17 protein-coding genes are annotated in these 17345 nt (G+C 47.5%); 6 read left to right on the forward strand and 11 right to left on the reverse strand.

All coding sequences use genetic code 11. The features are described from left to right. Position 1 precedes the first annotated feature (1 nt). The 3 genes from C9J01_RS21005 to C9J01_RS21015 are packed head-to-tail and all read right to left on the reverse strand — an operon-like array spanning position 2 to position 2703. Complete coding sequence (locus C9J01_RS21005) at positions 2-1231, reverse strand: ABC transporter permease (protein WP_107300102.1); 1230 nt, start codon at positions 1229-1231, stop codon at positions 2-4. Positions 1232-1261: 30 nt separating this feature from the next. Continuing rightward, entirely contained in the window at positions 1262-2011 is a 750-nt protein-coding gene (locus C9J01_RS21010) for an outer membrane lipoprotein-sorting protein (protein WP_107300103.1), read from the reverse strand. Positions 2012-2013: 2 nt separating this feature from the next. Further along, positions 2014-2703, reverse strand: a complete 690-nt coding sequence (locus C9J01_RS21015; RefSeq protein WP_107300104.1) for a TetR/AcrR family transcriptional regulator — start codon at positions 2701-2703, stop codon at positions 2014-2016. A gap of 158 nt (positions 2704-2861) precedes the next feature. On the opposite strand from C9J01_RS21015, the gene C9J01_RS21020 reads away from it, so the two are divergent. The 3 genes from C9J01_RS21020 to C9J01_RS21030 all read left to right on the forward strand — a co-directional run bounded on the left by C9J01_RS21020 (position 2862) and on the right by C9J01_RS21030 (position 3926). Next, a complete protein-coding gene (locus C9J01_RS21020) occupies positions 2862-3176 on the forward strand; it encodes a hypothetical protein (RefSeq protein WP_107300105.1) in 315 nt (104 codons plus the stop codon). 148 nt (positions 3177-3324) lie between these two features. Then, positions 3325-3597, forward strand: a complete 273-nt coding sequence (locus tag C9J01_RS21025) for a hypothetical protein (protein WP_107300106.1) — start codon at positions 3325-3327, stop codon at positions 3595-3597. Between the two features lie 17 nt (positions 3598-3614). After that, positions 3615-3926, forward strand: coding sequence for a hypothetical protein (locus C9J01_RS21030; RefSeq protein ID WP_107300107.1), 312 nt, complete (start codon positions 3615-3617; stop codon positions 3924-3926). Positions 3927-4013: 87 nt separating this feature from the next. Here the strand turns inward: C9J01_RS21030 and udp are convergent, their stop codons facing one another. Next, entirely contained in the window at positions 4014-4781 is a 768-nt protein-coding gene (gene udp, locus C9J01_RS21035) for a uridine phosphorylase (protein WP_107300108.1), read from the reverse strand. 396 nt (positions 4782-5177) lie between these two features. On the opposite strand from udp, the gene C9J01_RS21040 reads away from it, so the two are divergent. Next, on the forward strand, positions 5178-5801 hold the full coding sequence (locus C9J01_RS21040; protein WP_107300109.1) for a LysE family translocator: 624 nt from the start codon (positions 5178-5180) through the stop codon (positions 5799-5801). 27 nt (positions 5802-5828) lie between these two features. On the opposite strand, the gene C9J01_RS21045 is transcribed toward C9J01_RS21040, so the two are convergent. Both C9J01_RS21045 and C9J01_RS21050 read right to left on the reverse strand, forming a co-directional pair. After that, positions 5829-6563: a glucose 1-dehydrogenase gene (locus tag C9J01_RS21045; RefSeq protein WP_107300110.1), complete on the reverse strand. Its 735-nt coding sequence runs from the start codon at positions 6561-6563 to the stop codon at positions 5829-5831. 48 nt (positions 6564-6611) lie between these two features. Beyond that, positions 6612-7382 (reverse strand): GNAT family N-acetyltransferase, encoded by a 771-nt coding sequence (locus tag C9J01_RS21050; RefSeq protein WP_107300111.1) that lies wholly within the window; start codon positions 7380-7382, stop codon positions 6612-6614. Positions 7383-7560: 178 nt separating this feature from the next. Between C9J01_RS21050 and C9J01_RS21055 the strand changes: the two genes are divergently transcribed. Further along, positions 7561-7737, forward strand: a complete 177-nt coding sequence (locus C9J01_RS21055; RefSeq protein WP_107300112.1) for a CCGSCS motif protein — start codon at positions 7561-7563, stop codon at positions 7735-7737. A 53-nt stretch (positions 7738-7790) separates the two neighbouring features. Here the strand turns inward: C9J01_RS21055 and C9J01_RS21060 are convergent, their stop codons facing one another. From C9J01_RS21060 to C9J01_RS21080, 5 genes are all read right to left on the reverse strand, one after another. After that, the gene (locus C9J01_RS21060) at positions 7791-8309 is read right to left on the reverse strand and encodes a CPBP family glutamic-type intramembrane protease (RefSeq protein ID WP_158264580.1); all 519 of its coding nucleotides are present in this window, start codon (positions 8307-8309) and stop codon (positions 7791-7793) included. A 7-nt stretch (positions 8310-8316) separates the two neighbouring features. Then, positions 8317-8613 carry an antibiotic biosynthesis monooxygenase family protein gene (locus C9J01_RS21065; RefSeq protein ID WP_107300151.1) on the reverse strand — a complete coding sequence of 99 codons (297 nt, stop codon included), beginning with the start codon at positions 8611-8613 and terminating at the stop codon, positions 8317-8319. Between the two features lie 39 nt (positions 8614-8652). After that, positions 8653-9102, reverse strand: coding sequence for a methyltransferase family protein (locus C9J01_RS21070; protein WP_107300114.1), 450 nt, complete (start codon positions 9100-9102; stop codon positions 8653-8655). A gap of 129 nt (positions 9103-9231) precedes the next feature. Next, on the reverse strand, positions 9232-11355 hold the full coding sequence (locus C9J01_RS21075; protein WP_107300115.1) for a methyl-accepting chemotaxis protein: 2124 nt from the start codon (positions 11353-11355) through the stop codon (positions 9232-9234). A gap of 199 nt (positions 11356-11554) precedes the next feature. Further along, on the reverse strand, positions 11555-13978 hold the full coding sequence (locus tag C9J01_RS21080; protein ID WP_107300116.1) for a zinc/cadmium/mercury/lead-transporting ATPase: 2424 nt from the start codon (positions 13976-13978) through the stop codon (positions 11555-11557). 467 nt (positions 13979-14445) lie between these two features. On the opposite strand from C9J01_RS21080, the gene C9J01_RS21085 reads away from it, so the two are divergent. Continuing rightward, positions 14446-17202, forward strand: a complete 2757-nt coding sequence (locus C9J01_RS21085) for a glycoside hydrolase family 3 protein (RefSeq protein ID WP_107300117.1) — start codon at positions 14446-14448, stop codon at positions 17200-17202. Positions 17203-17345 lie beyond the last annotated feature (143 nt).

Genomic DNA, 17345 nt, shown 5'->3' on the forward strand with positions numbered 1-17345 from the left:
ATCACTTCGCATAGCCGCCTCCCTTCAGTGCCTTGACCACTTCCAACCGGCGAACCCGCCACATCGGATAGACAAGGCAAACCACTAACAGCACCATGACGATAATAATTTGATCAAGCATTAGCATTGGGTCGAGCGCCATGGGCAGGATAGGATCCCACCCCATTTCAAGCACTAATTCAGCCGTCTCACCCGTCAGCGCTATTGGATTGATATAGAACCACACCAAGACAGGCAGAGTGATCACCATCCCTATCACGATCCCAAGCAAACCAATCATCAAGGATTCCAACCCAATCAAAATGATGATTTTTCGCTTGAGCATGCCAGTTGCTAGCATCACGCCAAATTCACGCTGGCGCTCCAACGTCATCATCAGCAAGGTAGCAAACAAGCCAAAGCCAACAACGCCATACAGCAGGTACATGATGAAAATGCCACCAGCCTTATCCATCAAAATTTGCTGGGCCATTTCCGGTGCGAGATCCTGCCAATCCCGGACATTGACCTCATCGCCATACGCTTGTCTAAGCTGGGTTTCCGTCGTGTCTAATTGGCCAAGCGGCTTGATATCCAATACCCATGCGGTTACCTGCTCCCCGGTGCTGTAGAGGGTTTGAGCGAGGGCGATTGGCATATAGACCAACTGGTTGTCTAGCTGGGCAACAGGGAAATCCAAGATACCTTTTACCCGATAAAGCCCTGCTGCGGTTTGTCCTCGGTAGCCCTGGCCATAGAGGATCAGCTCATCGCCAACGTCTAAACCAAAATAACGGGCAACCCCTTCGCCAATGAGAACTTGCTCATCGTCAGGCGACAAGAATTCCCCCTTAGCCAAACGATTTGAGATGTTGGAATAACTATCTTCTGCTTGCGTATCGACCCCAAGCACCATCACACCTTTGGACTTGTCCCCAGATGCCGCTAAGGCAAACGACTCGATACGAGGGAGAATTCGATCGACTGCCGGGTTAGATGATACAGGCCCAATAAAGGCCTTATCCATCGGCAACAGGTCATCGATACTGTTACTTTCAGCAAATTCCGAATGTTGCAACTGAATAAGCCCAGTATAAAAACGGGCGGCATTTTCGATATTGTTGGCGTACGTCCCCTCCTGCAAGCTGCGCATGAACAGCGACAAGGCCAACGTCAGGGCCAGGGCAGCAGCGGTAAGGATGGTCCGCCGCTTCTGCCGCCAGATATTTCGCCAAGCTAATTTCAGTAACATGGTTCTTCCTTGATTTCTTGTCCCTTATCGCTAATCACGCAGAGACTTCATCTGACTTTGGGAGAAGAAACTTTCTTTTATCGGGAAGTTAAATTGAGCCTGGTGGGTAATAATTTCAGTTTTATTGCCCGGCTTATCGGCTGGCAGCATTTCCATCCGCGAGGCAACCTGACGGCCACCCATGTATTTCACATCATAGGTGTTCATGGTGTTGATCAGATCGTCAAACTCATCGTAGAACTCAACCTTGCGTTGCAAGTAGGTCTGCTTAGAAATCCAAAGCCGGACCTTGCTCCAGACAACTGGCGCATTGGGTTTGGCGGTGGCATCAATGACCCAACTGGCATCATTATCAAACACTTCGGTCCCCACCATCTTGTGGGTGTAATCCACCACAATCGATGACTGGTTAATCAAATCATCATTGGTAAAATCCGAGCCCATCCAAGACTGACCCAACATAGAAGGGGCTATTTTTACCACCCGTTCAATACTCGGTAGCCAGTTCCACATTTCCCGGTAACGTTTGAGCGAGGCACTGCCTTTGTCTTTGGCCGGCGCGGTCACCAACACCAACGACAAATCTTGCCCTTTGGTCCAGCTTTTCATGCTCATGGTGCGGGTCCAGTCAGGGCGCACAATACGCATGGTTGCCTCGGTATAACTGGAGTCACCCCGCATCTGCTGATCAGACTTTCTGACGATTGATGTAGCCGACTCTGCTAATACCCAAGTGGGTAGACAGGCTAGGATAACCAATAAAACCTTAAGTGATTGCATCCCTATTCTCCTTCGTCAGTAAACCAGGCCTGCAGCAATTGGTCGTCAATCAAAGGCAGACTGCCAGGCGTCGCCCCGACCATTCGCTCAAGCACGAGTTGAGTCGCTTTTACTTCTACAACAACCTCATCCAGCAAACCTGACATCTTGTCGGTGTTTAGCATTTTTCGGGTGAGCTCTTCCGAAAAGCCGTTCAGTACGCTGACCATCAGCCTAGCCGTAACAGTGGTAGAAGGCGCATCAAAGACCTTTTCTTGATTGCCCTGATGCAAAATGACTTCGTAATAGCCTGTAAGCAAAGCACTGACTTTTTGCATGAAGTTGTGTTTCAGCTGAAGGTTTTCATCCATGTTGATGATCTTAAAGAAACCCAGCATGATTTCCTTCTGGCCAACTTCCCATTGGTTAGTTCGACGCAGCAGGGTTTCCCACTTAGTCAAAGCATTGAGGTTGGGATCATCGACCAAGCCCCCGATTAACTGGCGGTATTGCACCAGCATGTCATCACTCCACGCTTCCAGCACCGCTTGCTTAGAATCGAAATGGTGGTAAAACGCTCCCTTGGATACCCCTACATACTGAATAAGGTCATTGACCGAGGTATTGGCATACCCTTTGGAGAAAAACAGTTCATTGGCTGCAGCAATGAACTCAGTTCGTCGCTCCTGCGGCGATTTTACAACTCTTGACATACCCTGCCCTCACAGACCGACCGACGGTCGGTATGTAAAAATCATATTCCTGTTTGGTATATTTTTCAATCAAAAGGTTCTAGCTCACCTGTGAACAAAAGCATTACCCCTTTCGTAGTAGACAATGACAATCGAGATAAGATGCAAGTGAGGTTCCCATGACTTTCAAACAGATCGGTATTGCAGCGTTAATGATGTCAGCCAGCTCTATGACACTGGCCGATATACGCGTCATTGATTCACAAGCAGGTAGTTGGGTTCGCGTCACCGAGCAAGGCCAACCGGCTGCTAACGCACGTGTGAGTGTTAACAACAAGTCGAACCGAGGCCGAGTGTTCACGACTAATGAACGGGGTGAAGTCTTTATACCGCTCTACACCAGGCATTCTCAGGTACTTGAGTATTCGGTGTTAACTGAAAATGGTAACGAGTATTCTGAAACCGCCTTACATACGAAAAGCTCAGACAACTAACACCAAGGGAGCCAGTTACCACACATAGCTGGCTCCTTCATTTCCCCCTTCTTTACATAGCTTTGCATTTCAACCGGTTTCATTGACCTTGGCTAATTTACACTAGGCACTCGGCCTATTTTGCTTAGCTTTTAAAACACTATCTAACATGAAACCTATCCGCCCCAACCTGACCAACTACGACGTTACCCGCTTGCTTGAAAGGCACCTTGCCGATATGGAGAAAAGAATGTGGCGTAGGATGATCATGATGATTGTTCTGGTCGCCGGTTTATTTTCTGGAGTGAATTACCTTATCTATACTGATCTAAAGCAGTTATCTACCGACGCGATTCGCTACTCCATCGAAACCAAGCATCACCTTCTTTTGATTGAAAGTGTAATAAGCGAAGAAGGTGAAACCCCAACAATGTCAGGGTAAGTTGTAGAGAGGTTTACATGACATTCAAACAGGCAAGTATCGCAGCACTTATGTTATCTGCAAGTTCACTCGCTTTTGCTGATATCCGAATTATTGACACCCAAGCAGGGAGTTGGGTAAAAGTAACCGAAAATGGCAAACCGGCCGCCAATGCCAGAGTCAGTGTGAGCAACCCGGCCAACCGAGGAAAAGTGTACAAAACCAATGAGCATGGTGAAGTCTATATTCCTTTGTATACCCGCACCTCAAGCACTCTCACCTACTCAATACTGACTGAAGAGAGAAATGAGTATACCCGGCGAAGCCTTCATACCAATAGTTTCGATTAATCAGCTAGTTGAATATCTAATTACTTCAATGAAAAAGCCAGCTCATTTGAGCTGGCTTCTATAAATTGATTTGCTGCTTTTAGCTAATTACTCAGCAAGCATACGACGTGCAGCGTCGACCACAACTTTGATTGAACGCGCTTCTGTTTCTTTCAGGGTCGCATGGTCTGGGATCTCTTTCTGGGTACGGTTGATGATAACACCCGCCACACAGCCAGCACGTAGACCAGAGCTTGCACACATAGTTAGCAGTGTCGCTGACTCCATCTCGAAGTTCAGAACGCCCATTTCCTGCCACTCTTTCATCGAGCCCTGGAAACGACGAACTACGCGGCCAGAGAATGTGTCGTAGCGCTCTTGACCTGGGTAGAAGGTATCGCTTGAAGCCGTAACACCAGTGTGCACTTTCGCACCATCAGCATCACAGGCGGCTTTCATTGCTGTAGCAACATCAAAGTCAGCCACGGCTGGGAATTCCATTGGCGCAAAGTGCAGGCTCGCACCGTCTAGTCGTACAGAACCGGTAGAAACGATCATGTCACCAACATTGATGTGCGGCTGGATAGCACCCGTTGTACCTACGCGAAGGAAAGTGCGTACACCCAACTGAGCCAACTCTTCAACGGCAATTGAAGTAGATGGGCCACCGATACCAGTAGAACAAACAACAACAGACTTACCATCTAATTTCGCACGGTACACCGTGTATTCACGGGAGCTTGCTAGGAACTCAGGGTTATCCATTAGGTTAGCGATTTTTTCAACACGTGCTGGATCGCCAGGAATAATGGCAAGCTCCGCACCGTTAAGATCTGCTTTGTTCACACCCAAATGGAATACTGCGTTGTCAGACATAATCATATCCTTTCTATTGTTGCCGCCTGATAGGGAAATAGAGGCCAGCGGCTGATTCATTTTGTTTATACCCAAATGGCTTCAACAGGAAGACGCCAGCGTTAAAGTAACTCTCTGGTAATCATTTGGGTATAAACAGTTTCTGCATAACTGTGCTCGTAAAACACTTAATTACGATAGCTGATTAAAATCAGCATTTGAGTGATCACAGTCACAGTAAACAAAATCCAACGATTTTCACGTTACATAAATTTGTGATATTAATCACTAAAAATCGTTTGCGCGTGCGGTTTATCACACTATTTTTTCTTATTGAGTTAAACGATAATAGCCGCTTATTTTTTCAATAATCCTGCACTGCCAAGTCAGTATAGTTAACTGCAAGGACGTTAATTAATGATCGACTTCGCCATTTTGGCTGTATTTATTCCCACTTTCTTTTTTGTCTCTGTTACGCCCGGCATGTGCATGACGCTATCAATGACTCTCGGGATGACGATTGGGGTTCGCAGAAGCCTGCCGATGATGTGGGGGGAATTGATTGGTGTGGCGCTAGTGTCCATCGCTTCAGTGATTGGTGTAGCCGCGATTATGCTGAACTACCCAGCTATCTTTTTGTTCCTAAAGTATGTTGGTGGTGGTTACTTGTTCTGGCTTGGTATTCAGATGTGGCGCTCCCGTGGCAAGTTGGCCATTCCGGATAATCTCGATGAAGAGGTCGATACTTCCCCAATAGGGCTGGCGATGCAAGGGTTTGTGACTGCCATTGCCAACCCGAAAGGCTGGGCATTTATGATTTCGCTCCTGCCTCCTTTCATCAATACCGATAATGCTCTAGTGCCGCAACTATCAGTGCTGATCACCATTATCCTTATCACCGAGTTTAGCTGCCTGCTGCTTTATGCAAGTGGTGGCAGTACATTGCGCCGTTTCCTACAACAGCGCGGCAATGTCCAGATGCTAAACCGTATTGCCGGCTCCTTGATGATGGGGGTTGGGGTATGGTTAGCGGCAGGGTAAAAAGTTGAGAAGATCCGAGGTGGGCGACTATCGCCCACCTGCCAAATCTATATATGAGCCAGTCACATAAGACGCCTCATCAGACAACAGCCATGCAATAGCATTGGCGACCTCTTCTGGTGTCCCGCCTCGTTGCAAAGGAATATTCGGTGCCAAACGCTCAACTCGGCCCGGCTCTCCCCCATCAGCATGCATCTCGGTATGGATAAAACCCGGTCTAACGCCATTGACCCGAATACCCTGGCCCGCCACTTCAAGTGACAACCCTTTTGTCATTGCGTCCATCGCACCTTTGCTGGCCGCATAATCAATATATTCAAATGGTGCACCGGTTCTGGCAGCAGCAGATGAAACATTGACGATTGCTCCGCCATCGGTGAACCTTTTTATTGCTTCCCGGCAGCATAAAAAGCAACTGGTAACATTGGCCACCATCATTTTGTTGAAACGCTCCACATCCATATCCACCAGTTTTGACTGGGGAAGTAATATTGCAGCGTTATTTACAAGGTAGTTCGCCCTACCAAACTGCCTTTCTGTTGCCTCAAACAAGGCAATGACCTCTTGCTCATCACTAACATCCGCCCTAAAGGCAAAGGCTTTCCCTCCCCTTTGCGAAATAATGTTTACTATTTCATCAGCCCTTTGTTGATTTGCCACATAATTCACGCAAACCGAGTATCCCTCTGCGGCTAACTTGATTGCTGTTGCCGCACCAATTCCCCGGCTAGAGCCTGTAACAATCGCGACTTTATTTTCCATCAGGCTTCCCTTTTACTAACTTGTTATTTTATTTTTCCGGCTGGAAAACTATTTTTGTGGGTGGAAAGCATAGGGCGTTGTGGTTGAAACAAACACAAAGCCTTGCTTTTCAACAATCGGCCTGCTCATATCAGAAGCATCAATAATTAAGTACTGTTTGCCCCTCAATTTGGCTTCATTGATTCGCTTGTTGAGCAACAACGAATAATGCCCCCTTCCCCGGTATTCAGCAATAGTACTGCCTCCCCAGATCCCCGCAAACGGGCTGTCTCCGTTAAACATTATCCATGCCGAGGTTACCGGTTTGCCGCCGTCATACACCACGTAGATAGAAATATCGTCCGGGGTTTGGGTCTTCATATTGAGCAAATGGGCATATTGCCAATCGTAATTTCCGCCCCAGACTTGCTCCTGAACACTGACTGCATCGCGGATCCCTTTGGCGTCGGTGACTTCAACTATTAAGCTGTCATCAACCTCTCGTTCAGAAGTTGTTGAAAGATCTAAAGCCATAAATGATTCCGGCTCTTCTTGTTCAAAGCCAAAACTCAATAGCAGTTCACCGATATTCTGCGGAACATCTGTACAATATGTCTTCCACTCAAATGCTTTCCCCAATTGAGAAAAATATGCGACTTCCCGTTCAATCGCCGCCTTAGCAGGTTGCTCGTCGAGGGAATAGTAAGAGATATAACTCCCTTGGGGGTTATCTGAAACGAATTTAATCAGGCCATCCGTATCAATGACTTTTCCATCAATGTCATTGATAACTTTTCTTTCATGCTCGTTGTAAGCATGCATCACGTCCGTTGTATTCATGTAGTCCTTATCTATTTATAAATGCTGAAAATATTAGTCTTTCAGCTTGGTTTTATCATAACAGCCAAACATTCTCCCTCCTACTTAACCATTGACAGTCATCTTGGGCAAACTATAACATACATACAAAATACAACTTAATAAATAAATCTCATTTCATCATTTGGAGTTAAATCTTATGGCTATTTCTTTTACCAAGATTTTCAAAAAATCGGACAACAATACCGAAGATAAGAAGTTGGTTGAGCAACCTAATTCTGTTGAAGCACAGGCAGAGAAAGAAGGAAGTACCGAACAAGAAAAAACCACAAAAAAACACGGAGAGCCCGGGTTCTGCTGTGGTTCTTGTTCATAACAGCAAAGGGGTATTTCAATGATTCATTCAGGAGAAAGAGATACCCCATATTACTAAGCGACTTCACCTAACAAGTTTCTGCCACCGAATATAAAAACCCAACACACGACAGTTAGCCAGTGAACAACAACACATGGCCAGAGGGAGTGCGTCTTGATATATAGGTAGCCACAGGTCACACCTAGCACCATAACGATCAGAAGAAATCGTAGATCATAAAAAAATAGCTGAGCGGATGTATTGAACAGAAAAGCATTGAATGGATGCCAAAGTACAAAAATAACCGAGCTTCCGAGAATGTAGAGCCATTGCTGCCTAGTCGATTGGCTAAACACCTTACGAGGGATCAATAAGCCACGAAAGATTCCTTCTTCTAGCAAGGAAGGAAAAATAACCATGGTAAGAATAAGAAAGTAAGCATTGGGGTACTTCACAGGTGCAAATGTAAAAAGGCCAGAGGATAAGCCAAAGCCTACGGCAAAAGCACTAAAGCCAAGCGCAGCAGCGATTCCTAGTTTGAGTCCATGCCTTGGGAACGACAACAGCCCTAAATATAAGTCCTTAACCACCATTGCCATCCTATATATTTTGAAAGCTATACTGCCTTTTCACTTCAACCACTTGAACAGTGTAAGACTGATACCATTTCTCGCGGCCTAACTGTTGGGCTACTGCATGCTGGCTGTCTTGGTGCCAACGTTGAATATCTTCCTCCGTTTCCCAGTAGGAGATAGCAATTTCCTGATCGCCTTCAGTGACCGCGATAAAATCTAAGCAGCCATATTTGCCAAAAGCCAGTTCGCGCATCACTGCGACCATTTCTGAGTACTGTGCATCCTGATGGCCCGTTTTGGCCCTGAAAATAACCGCAAACATCATCCATCCCTTGGAAAACCATTAAAAAAGCATTCCTTACTAAACCCAGCGCCTAACCTGCTGACAATATTGGTGATACTCTGAGCCGAATAAACCTGCCAATAAGCGCTCCTCCGGCAATATCTGAAATTTAGTCAGATAGCTCACAAACCCCATTACCACCAGCACAGCCAAAACAACTTTACCCACAATAAATCCAATACCGAGTAGAGCTAGTGCCATCGCTAAGTACATCGGATTTCTTGAATAACCAAAGACACCTGATGTCACGAGTGTATTCACGTTATCAAAACTGTAAGGGTTAACCGTCGTTTTTGCCCGCTTGAAGGTCATTGTTGCCAACAATGCTATCGCCATTGCGATGGCAACGAGCAGGACACCCACCAAGAAACCCTCATTATCCAATCTGATCGGAAAATCAGCCGGCAATATAATCGCAGCAGCGAAGATGTTAAACAGTATTAAAGGGGGGACCTTTAACTCGAGCATGGCTCTCTCCTTGGCCAAAATGAAATGAGATATTGTATCCTTTAGGCAACAATATAACGTCAGGTCCCCTTACGTGACTAGGCTTTTCTAACACATGATAGTCTCACCTACCCGCATGGTTTTTTCATCCTAGCTTGCCGCAGAGACTTCAAACCGGTCAACTAACTGGTGCAATCGTATAATCGAGTTTTTCACCAAGGTCGTACGACGCGTTAACTGCTGTGAGGACAATTCCAGCGAAGACATACTGCTCTGTGCTTCCTCTGAGGTATCACTATGACGCTCACTGGTCGAGGCAATAACATTAATGGTCTGGAACATAGATTCCACAGCTTGCTGCAACTTGTCACTTCGCTGGCTTGAGTCCAATATCATCGAACTCTGCTCGACATTGTGAACGCCCTGCTCCATATAACTAACCGCCGTTTTGGATTGCCCCCGCAACTTACTTACCGTCTCACCAATATGGTTGGCGGCTGTTGATGTTTTGGTGGCAAGGTTCCTCACTTCGTCAGCTACCACCGAGAACCCACGGCCGTGCTCACCTGCTCTGGCAGCTTCGATAGCCGCATTCAATGCCAGTAAGTTGGTCTGTTCGGTAATTTCAGAAATAAGCCGGACGACCTCTTCAATATGTTTCATCTCGTCATTAATTTCATTCACGCTATTTGCTGACGCTTTAACGATATCTTTGATTTCCTGAGTGTTGCTTACCGCTTGTTGGTATTCTTCTTGCGCTGAATCGACCATATTCTGCATTAAATCTTGCAACTGCTGCGCTGATTGCTCTGCTTTATGGATTTCTGCTTGCTGATGACGGGTCAAAGTTAACAACGAGTCAATAGAGGCTGAGGTTTGGACTGTACAATCATCTACCACACTACAACGGCGCAGCATTGAATTACTTACCTGTTCAACTTCATTGGAGGCAAAGATAATGCCGCCCACCACTCCCTCAAGGTTATCGATGAAGCTGTTGATCCACCGCCCTAAATCCCCCGTCTCGTCGGGATGGAATTGCTGGCTATCAAGCCGGCGTTTCAGGTCGCCATCACCTTCGGCAATGGTTTTTATCACCCCTGTCATTTGTTCCAATTGCCTAACCATTGGTTTTGCCACCATGTACTTGAATACGCCATAGCCAACCATGAGTGACATGGCCATCATCATACACACAGCAGGGATCCCCAGTGCCATAAAATGCGCGAGCAGCAACGGGGGCACTACGGTAAACAGCCAAATCAACGCATACTTATTACTCAATGTTTTGGTAAGGGAACGGTGGCGGTAGACTTCTTCCAAATCGGCTTCGCACATCATCCCCCATCGATCGGGAGAGCCACGAAGTTGGAATGTCACCCCTTTTCCTATCACAGGAATATGGCGGTAGTCAGAATAGCCCGGATATTCCACATACAGGTTTTTCCCTTTGGCGATTGTCTCCCTGACGCCTGGGTGCAACTTCTTGGTCGCCGGATCAGTAAAGATAATCTCAAACTCGGTGTGTTTATCTATTTTGACCGCTCCCCAGTCTGTCCCAACCCCAGATTTCAGGTTCTCGCCATGGGAAAACGTACTGTCTTCAAAGCGTGAGCGAGACAGGGCGGTTCCCGGCTTAATTGACGAGTCGAACTTCGAATCCACCATGAAGATGTAGTTATCGCCCGATTCACTATAGATATGTCCTGCTTCGCGCTGGATCAGATCCCCCAGCACATCATTGGGAACACGGCCACATAAACATCCGATGAAGGTGCCTGACACTTCTATCGGTTGGTAAAACATCAATGTCACTTCGTCGTGGAAACTTGAGCTTGAAGGGCCCGGCGCCAATGTCTGTTTATCAATATATGGCCCGTGCAAAAACTGCTGGGTGCTTCCTTGGGCTAAGGCATCTTTCTGACGGTGGCTGTGGCCGGTATGGGCAGGGAAGCTACTGGCGGTGATCATGCCATTAGCATCAACAATAAATAACTCAGAAAAGTCATTATTTCGCTGTAGCAACTGTGCCAACACACTCGGCTGCTCTTGTACCGGTTTTGTCGCGAGATAGAACATCGCATCTTGAAGGAAGTCCCACTGCGTTTCAGTCCATGTTTGAAGCAGCCTTACCCGCGTATTAGAAATACTGTCGAAAGTCTCTTCAAGGTAAGCGATTTTATCTCGGTTTAACCAGCACGCTTTGCGCATCGCCAGTTTGCCATTAGGGCCAAAAATAGGGAGCCAGTTCTTTTCTTGCTGTGAGAGCTGCATTGTATCCATCCATATACATCATCCTATTGTTTTAAATGCAAAAAAAATACCAAACGCATTAGTTTGGTATTTTATGAATTACTAGGCAATGATAAGGGCAAGCCTCTGAAAGAAATGATAAAAAGCTTAAGATTGGTGCCCATCACCCAAATTGGTGCAACGCACAAAACGAATGCACCAAATCAGAGCAAAGATGAGCCTATTCCTTATACTTAAACTTCAACAAGCGCAGCGCATTAAGGGTAACCAACGCAGTTGCTCCGCTGTCGGCCAAGACCGCCACCCACAAGCCTGTCATGCCCAGCAAGGTGGTAATCAAGAAAACACCTTTTAAACCCAGCGCCAAGAACACATTCTGCTTAATGTTGGCCAGAGTCGCTTTCGACAGGGCAATCATCATAGGCAACTCAGCAACACGGTTGTGGGTCAATGCTGCATCAGCAGTTTCCAATGCCACATCTGTACCACCGCCCATTGCAATACCAATTGAAGCCGTTTTCATAGCAGGTGCATCGTTGATACCGTCACCCACCATAGCCACATTGGCACTCTGGTTAGCCGTTTCAACATGCTTCACTTTATCTTCAGGCAGCAGGCCGGCTTCAAAAGCAATACCGATTTCACCAGCAATCGCTGCCGCTGCCCTCGGATTGTCTCCCGTCAGCATCACGGAATGGATACCCATCTCTTTGAGTTGCCTAACCGCCTTGGCACTGTCTTCGCGCAAGTTATCACGCCAGGCAATCAACCCCACAGGCACCTCGTTTCGCAGGGCTACCACCAAGGTTTTCCCCTCACCTTCAAGGGCAAAGGCTTGTTCAGCTTGTTGTGCCGACAACGATATACCTTCCGGCAGGCGATCTGCCGCGACCAACATCAAGATGTCGCCTTCGGTATGTCCCTGAATACCCCGTCCCGGCAGAGCTTGGCGCTGTTGGGCTTCTTCAACGTCCAAACCACGCTCTTTAGCTGCATTGACCACAGCCTGCGCCAGTGGATGGGCAGATCCCATTTCTACTGCGGCAGATTGTCTTAATAAACGCGGTTCATCACCATCCCAGCTGACAATATCGGTCATTACCGGTTTACCTTCGGTCAAAGTGCCGGTTTTATCAAAAGCCACGGTTTCGATTCTACCGAGCTGCTCCAATGCCGCCCCACCTTTAATCAGGGCACCACGGCGCGTTGCTGCAGCTAAACCGGAAGTGATCGCTGCCGGAATGGAAATCACCAATGCACAAGGGCAAGCAATCAACAGCAATGTCAGGCCTTTGTATAGCCACTCATCCCAAGCCTGACCGAAGAACATCGGCGGGATCACCACCACTAAAGCAGCCAGTACAATCATTGCCGGGGTGTACCAACGGCTGAAGCGGTCTACAAAACGCTCCAGCGGAGCCTTTCGCGACTCAGCATCTTCAATCAGGTGTAAGATACGATCGATAGCATTTTCGCCCTGCTCCGAGGTAATTCGCAGGTGTACCACTTTATCGGCCACCAAGGCACCGGCCATCACTTGCTCGCCAGGGAGGCGTTCGACTGGCACAGATTCGCCCGTCAGAGCACTTTCATCAAAGCTTGCCGCCGAATCCATCAACTCAACATCAGCAGGTAAACGCCCGCCCGGGGCAACTTCAATAATATCGCCCGGCTTGAGTTCACTCGCTGAAACTTGTTCTTTACTACCATCAGCTAAAATGCGACTGGCTTTTTCCGGTACCAAAGCCATCAGCGCCTTCACACCGCTGCGGGCTTTCGCTGAAGCATAACCTTCAAGTTGCTCACCGATAAGGAAAAGCAGCAATACCATTGCCGCTTCGGCTGTTTCACCCAAGTAAAGCGCACCGATAGCCGCCACACTCATCAATGTTTCAATAGAAAATGGAGAGCCACTTTTCGCTAGCCTGATAGCTTTTCGAGCAATAGGAAATAGACCAACCAAGGTGGTCGCGGTAAAGGCAGCCAACCCCATCAGATCCGACTGTTTGCTGATAATGAAAGAGAACAACATCATCAAAGCAATCATCAAAACAGGCATGTTTTGTTTCAGCAAACTGGCTGGCTTTTCTTCTTCTGATACCTTGCCGTTGGTATAGAGCTGAAACCCCGTTTCCCGGGTTTTCGCGACGATAGCATCGGATATCGCTGCCGATTGACAATTGACTACCAATTTTTCAGTGGCAAACATCACTTTCGCTGAAGCAACACCATCAAGGCCATTGATAGCCTTTTCTAATTTGTTGGCGCAGCTTGGACAGTCCATACCGCCGACTTTCCAGCTTAGGGTTGTACTATGAGGGGCAGGTGTAACATCGTCTGCTGTACTGTCTTCGCTTGCTGCCGAACAACACCCACCGGAACTGCAACATGACGACTCAGCCGCTGCCTCTGCGGAAGTGATTTTATTGACTGAAAATCCGAGGGAGGCACTGGAGGCAGGATCGTCATCACCCGGCGAGAGATCCGATTCTTGCGAGATGGAAGAGGTTGTATTTGATTGGCTGGTTCCTGTGGAACAGCATGATTCAACTCGGTTGTTTTCCACCACAACAGATGGCTGACCCACACCGACAGCTTTCACAGCATGTACATGTAACTTCTTATTATTGCATTGGGCACACATGGCCTTCTCCTTGTCTTTGTGATCTATGGCTTGCTCACCATATTCATAACTATAAACCTTGGAGTGCAGTCCAAGGTCAAGTTAAGGAAGGCAATTTTACGGCGTTTTTATTATTACTATATTTCCATAACTAGTCTCTTAAGCTGCCATTAAGCTTATATGGCAAATAAAATATCCCCTTTGAACCCGCCTGTTTTTCCGTTAATAACAATTTCCCAATACATCAGATAAAAATGGTTTCAGCATTAACTTTGAGCCAATTCAAACTTCTGCCCTGATAGGCTTACAAATATTTATTCACAGCAGCGCATAATTTTTGAGAGCCAAGCAGTCTTTGTGATGCTAAGCCGCACAAGCCATGAAACAAATTCCCCGTTATGAAATTAACGTACTTTTAACGCTTCCAGTTGATAAGATTTTCCCCGCCTACCCCCACACCCTATTGATTTAACTAAAAAGGATGAATGATGTTAAAGAACAAAAGAACCTTACTCAGCTGTATGATCCTAGCGGCATTAGTATCGGGTTGTGGAAGCGATGACAAGGACACGGGAGGCAAAGACACCCCGGCCACTGAGCTGCCATATTATGCAGAATGGCCCCAAATTGACTCTCCAATTAAACAAGATGCTGCCATGGAAGCAGAGATTGCCAGCATCGTGGCGCAGATGACATTGGAAGAAAAAGTCGGCCAGATGATCCAACCCAACCTGACCGATGTCACCCCAGAGGAAGTAGCTGAATACAAACTAGGCTCATTACTCAATGGCGGCGGTGCCTGGCCGAATAACAATAAATATGCCACAGCCCAAGAATGGGCAGACCTTGCCAACCAATACCACCAAGCTGCAGAGCAATCTTGGGCCGGACGGGGATTCCGTATCCCGTTCATCTGGGCAACAGATGCCGTGCACGGCCACAACAACGTCTTCCGGGCCACCGTCTTTCCACACAATATCGGTTTGGGTGCAGCCCGCAACCCAGACTTGATTGAAGAAATAGGGAAAGCAACGGCCACTGAAATCACTGCAACCGGCCTTGACTGGACCTTCGCCCCAACAGTAGCGACACCCCGCGACTACCGCTGGGGACGTGTCTATGAAGGTTACTCGGAAGACCCCGAGGTGGTATACGAATATGCTGGCCGTATGGTCGAGGGCTTGCAAAATGGCGCTGATGGCATCAAAGGCCAAGAGAATGTCATTTCCAATGTAAAACACTGGGTTGGCGATGGTGGTACCCGCAAAGGTGTCGACCGTGGTGAAAACCACTATTCGGAAGAATACCTCCGCAATATCCATGCTGTCGGTTACTTCTCTGGTCTAGATGCCGGTGCACAGGTCGTGATGACCTCATTCAACTCCTGGCATGACGATGCCAACTACGATTTATGGCAAGATCACCCTGGCGTTGAAAACGGTGAGTACAACAAGAAGCTCCATGGCTCCAAGTACATGGTACAGGACGTACTAAAAGACAAAATGGGCTTTGACGGACTGGTTGTCACTGACTGGAATGGGCATACCGAAATCAATGGCTGTTCGGCTGATAACTGTCCACAAGCCGTGTTAGCAGGTAATGATATTTTCATGGTAACAGCCCGTCAGGACTGGCAAGGTTTCTACCATAACGTCATCGCTCAGGTGAACAGCGGCCTGATCCCGATGGAACGAATCGATGATGCCGTAACTCGTATCCTAAGAGTTAAAATGCGGGCAGGACTGTGGGAAAAACCTTCCCCGGTAAATCGAACCAACGCAGGTAACCAGTCATTATTGGGCCACCCTGAGCACCGCGCACTGGCCCGTGAAGCAGTGAGCCAATCTTTGGTACTGTTGAAAAATGAAGATAAGGTCTTGCCACTTAAGAAAAATAGCCAGTTCCTCCTCACCGGTAGTGCGGCTAATGACATAACCAAACAAACTGGCGGCTGGACACTCACCTGGCAAGGTGATGGCAACACCATTGAAGATGACTTCCCCGGTGCACAAACTATGAAACTGGCGCTGGAAGAGTTAGTTGGTGAAGAAAATGTCTTTACTGATACTGCACAAGCTGATCCAGAAACAACAGTCGCTATTGTTGTGATAGGTGAAGATCCTTACGCGGAAATGATGGGGGATATCAAAGACAACCAAACCCTTGAGTACGCCTCCATCAAATCTCACTACGCCGCAGATCTGGCCAAGATCCAAGAGCTGAAATCTCTTGGCTATAAAGTCGTGACTATTATGTATTCTGGCCGCCCTCTTTACGTCAACGAGGAAATTAACCTTTCTGATGCCTTTGTTGCTGCCTGGCTACCGGGTACCGAGGCTGGGGGGATCACGGATGTCCTATTTAAACAAAATGGTGCGAAGTTTAGCGGCAAGCTTTCCTATTCTTGGCCAAAAATGAAGTGTTCAACCACGATCAACCGTCATGCCCCTAACCTTGAAGGCTACGAATACCAAGATGGCGAACAAGATATTACCGATGGCGCTGAACATCAGCCATTGTTCCCTTACGGTTACGGTTTGGACTATTCCGGTAAAACTGAAGTACCGGCCTCTGAGAGTGATCTCAATGCGCTGCCTCTTGACCCTCGTAACTATGGTTGTGGACGTGACGCACCGAATGAGGGAGTCGCTGATTCAATTATGGAGGTATTCAGTGCTGCCGCCGCTGGTGAATTCCTTCCCTATTTACAGACTGAAGCCAGCGGCTGGGGAAGAACTGAAATCACAGGCTCAGGTGTGACTGATGCAGGCTCTATTACCGCCGAAAGGATCAACTATGAGCACCAATTCGATGCGCTGAAAGTTAACTACGCCGGTAACGACGGTGAATGGGAAGGCCGCGCTGCCGCTGAAGTCATGATGCATACCGCTAGCGACGGGCCTGAAGATTACTACCCTTACCTCAATGCCAACTCATCACTGCAGTTCGATGTCAGGGTTATCGACTATAGCCCAGATGATAAGCTAACGGTCTCCATCCACCATGAGGGAGGCTGGGGTGAACTAGACGTCAGCAATATAATGCCTGAACAAGGCCATCCTGATTGGCAAACAATCAAGATCCCGCTGGCTTGTTTTCAGCAAGCAGGTACGGATTTCGCCAGCTTAACCCGGGCATTCAACATGTATTCATACGACAACGTTGAGATTGATATCGGCAAGATCCGCCTTGTTCCAGAAGATCTAAATGAAGGTGAAGAGCCGCTCAGCTGTGCTGATTTATAACAACTAAAGTCGCGCTAGGTGAAACTTAGGGGGGCTAGCGCCTCCCTCTTTTTTAGCCTTTTTTCGCGATCTTAAGCCCATCAATAACAAACTCTATTATTGGCCGAGCACTAACTTACATACAATGCACGGCTTACCACCAT

The organism is Photobacterium rosenbergii, from assembly GCF_003026455.1.
GTDB lineage: Bacteria > Pseudomonadota > Gammaproteobacteria > Enterobacterales > Vibrionaceae > Photobacterium > Photobacterium rosenbergii.

What these genes read in the sequence shown, in the direction of transcription:
- C9J01_RS21005 (WP_107300102.1), bottom strand. Translation starts at nt 1,231, where the DNA reads ATGTTACTGAAATTAGCTTGGCGAAATATCTGGCGGCAGAAGCGGCGG.
- C9J01_RS21010 (WP_107300103.1), bottom strand. Translation starts at nt 2,011, where the DNA reads ATGCAATCACTTAAGGTTTTATTGGTTATCCTAGCCTGTCTACCCACT.
- C9J01_RS21015 (WP_107300104.1), bottom strand. Translation starts at nt 2,703, where the DNA reads ATGTCAAGAGTTGTAAAATCGCCGCAGGAGCGACGAACTGAGTTCATT.
- C9J01_RS21020 (WP_107300105.1), top strand. Translation starts at nt 2,862, where the DNA reads ATGACTTTCAAACAGATCGGTATTGCAGCGTTAATGATGTCAGCCAGC.
- C9J01_RS21025 (WP_107300106.1), top strand. Translation starts at nt 3,325, where the DNA reads ATGAAACCTATCCGCCCCAACCTGACCAACTACGACGTTACCCGCTTG.
- C9J01_RS21030 (WP_107300107.1), top strand. Translation starts at nt 3,615, where the DNA reads ATGACATTCAAACAGGCAAGTATCGCAGCACTTATGTTATCTGCAAGT.
- udp (WP_107300108.1), bottom strand. Translation starts at nt 4,781, where the DNA reads ATGTCTGACAACGCAGTATTCCATTTGGGTGTGAACAAAGCAGATCTT.
- C9J01_RS21040 (WP_107300109.1), top strand. Translation starts at nt 5,178, where the DNA reads ATGATCGACTTCGCCATTTTGGCTGTATTTATTCCCACTTTCTTTTTT.
- C9J01_RS21045 (WP_107300110.1), bottom strand. Translation starts at nt 6,563, where the DNA reads ATGGAAAATAAAGTCGCGATTGTTACAGGCTCTAGCCGGGGAATTGGT.
- C9J01_RS21050 (WP_107300111.1), bottom strand. Translation starts at nt 7,382, where the DNA reads ATGAATACAACGGACGTGATGCATGCTTACAACGAGCATGAAAGAAAA.
- C9J01_RS21055 (WP_107300112.1), top strand. Translation starts at nt 7,561, where the DNA reads ATGGCTATTTCTTTTACCAAGATTTTCAAAAAATCGGACAACAATACC.
- C9J01_RS21060 (WP_158264580.1), bottom strand. Translation starts at nt 8,309, where the DNA reads ATGGTGGTTAAGGACTTATATTTAGGGCTGTTGTCGTTCCCAAGGCAT.
- C9J01_RS21065 (WP_107300151.1), bottom strand. Translation starts at nt 8,613, where the DNA reads ATGTTTGCGGTTATTTTCAGGGCCAAAACGGGCCATCAGGATGCACAG.
- C9J01_RS21070 (WP_107300114.1), bottom strand. Translation starts at nt 9,102, where the DNA reads ATGCTCGAGTTAAAGGTCCCCCCTTTAATACTGTTTAACATCTTCGCT.
- C9J01_RS21075 (WP_107300115.1), bottom strand. Translation starts at nt 11,355, where the DNA reads ATGCAGCTCTCACAGCAAGAAAAGAACTGGCTCCCTATTTTTGGCCCT.
- C9J01_RS21080 (WP_107300116.1), bottom strand. Translation starts at nt 13,978, where the DNA reads ATGTGTGCCCAATGCAATAATAAGAAGTTACATGTACATGCTGTGAAA.
- C9J01_RS21085 (WP_107300117.1), top strand. Translation starts at nt 14,446, where the DNA reads ATGTTAAAGAACAAAAGAACCTTACTCAGCTGTATGATCCTAGCGGCA.